Raw genomic sequence first — 1,126 nt, 5'->3', positions numbered from 1 at the left:
TGCGCGAGGGCATCGCGCGGCACGGCATCCGCAACGGCGTTCTGATGACCATCGCGCCGACCGGCACCACCGCCATCTACTACGGCAACGTCTCGTCGGGGCTGGAGCCGACCTTCGGCTGGCGCTATTTCCGCAAGGTGCTGCGACCGGACGGAAGCCGCAAGGAGTTCCCGGTGGTCGATTTCGGCTTCGCCGCGTGGTGCCGACGTCACGGCCTGGATCCCGCCACCGCGCCGACGGACGGCCTGCCCGACCACATGGTCACCGCGCTCGAGCTGTCGGTCGAGGACCATCTGCGCACCCAGGCGGTGTGTCAGGCCCATGTCGACGCCAGCATCTCGAAGACCATCAACTGCCCGCCCGACATGAGCTGGGAGGCGTTCCAGGCCGTCTACCGCCTGGCCTGGGAACTGGACCAGGGCGGCGGGCCCGGCCTGCCGGCCGTGGAAGCCCTGCCCCGCCACGGCCGCCTGGTCTGGGCCGGCGATTTCCTTTCGCCCCTGGAACAGGTGGCCGAACGTGTCGCCGCTTTCGCCCGCGAGGGGCTGCGCGGCCACCTGCTGCAAATCCTCGATGCGGCCGAGGAGACCTTGCCCTACACGGGACGGGTGCTGTTCGAGGGCCCGGAGGGCGAGGGCGTCTTGCTGGCCGGCCGGGCCGAGGCCCTGCGCGAGGATTATGGCGACGCCCTGGCCCGCCATCGCCAAGGGCTGGCGGCCATCGCGGCGGCCTGGGGCTGGACCTTCGCCGTCCATCGCACCGACCGGGCGCCCGAAACAGCTCTTCTCGCCCTCCATCGGGTGCTGTCCGCATGATGTCCTTCGCCGCACCCTGGGCGCTGCTGGGACTGCTGGCCCTGCCGGTTCTCTGGTGGTGGCTGCGCCTGACGCCGCCGGCCCCCCGGCGGGTGGTCTTTCCGCCCTTGCGGCTGCTGCTGGGCCTCGCCTCCAGGCGCGAGACGGCGGACCGCATTCCCTTCTGGCTGCTGCTGCTGAGGCTCGTCCTGGTCGCCCTTCTGGTCCTGGGGGCGGCCCATCCGCTGCTGAACGCCCAGCCGGTCCTGCGCGGCCAGGGGCCGCTGGTGCTGGCGGTGGACGACGGCTGGGCGGCGGCGGCCGGCTGGGGC

Annotated in this window: 2 protein-coding genes; both read left to right on the top strand. The window is 72.4% G+C overall.

From position 1 onward, the window contains the following. A partial coding sequence (locus H7841_18615) for a hypothetical protein (GenBank protein MEO5338871.1) occupies positions 1-815 on the top strand: 815 nt, incomplete at its 5' end. Then, positions 812-1,126: BatA domain-containing protein (locus H7841_18610; GenBank protein ID MEO5338870.1), on the top strand; the 315-nt coding region annotated here is incomplete at its 3' end. The genes H7841_18615 and H7841_18610, both read left to right, overlap by 4 nt.

The sequence above is a fragment of the Magnetospirillum sp. WYHS-4 genome, assembly GCA_039908345.1.
GTDB lineage: Bacteria > Pseudomonadota > Alphaproteobacteria > Rhodospirillales > GLO-3 > JAMOBD01.
The sequence above is the reverse complement of the archived record's forward strand: the minus strand, read 5'-3'. Positions and strand labels throughout refer to the sequence as shown.